The organism is Staphylococcus hominis subsp. hominis, assembly GCF_002901845.1.
Lineage (GTDB): Bacteria > Bacillota > Bacilli > Staphylococcales > Staphylococcaceae > Staphylococcus > Staphylococcus hominis.
In genome coordinates, this window is sequence record NZ_PPQE01000025.1 from 1065675 (window position 1) to 1065924 (window position 250).

A 250-nucleotide genomic window follows, 5' to 3' on the forward strand; every position below is an offset into this window, starting at 1 on the left:
TTAATAACGATTATGGGGCGGTTGATGGGAATCGAACCCACGAGTGTCGGAACCACAATCCGATGCGTTAACCACTTCGCCACAACCGCCAAAGTGTAAATGGTTCAGGACAGAATCGAACTGCCGACACATGGAGCTTCAATCCATTGCTCTACCAACTGAGCTACTGAACCTTAATCATAAGTCAAAAGTAATGACGGTCTCGACGGGAATCGAACCCGCGATCTCCTGCGTGACAGGCAGGCGTGTT

The 250-nt window shown here is 49.6% G+C and carries 2 tRNA genes; both read right to left on the minus strand.

Annotated features, from left to right (window positions below):
• Positions 1-13: 13 nt before the first annotated feature.
• A tRNA-His gene (locus CD034_RS06765) sits at positions 14-89 on the minus strand.
• A gap of 11 nt (positions 90-100) precedes the next feature.
• Positions 101-173, minus strand: a tRNA-Phe gene (locus tag CD034_RS06770).
• Positions 174-250: the final 77 nt, after the last annotated feature.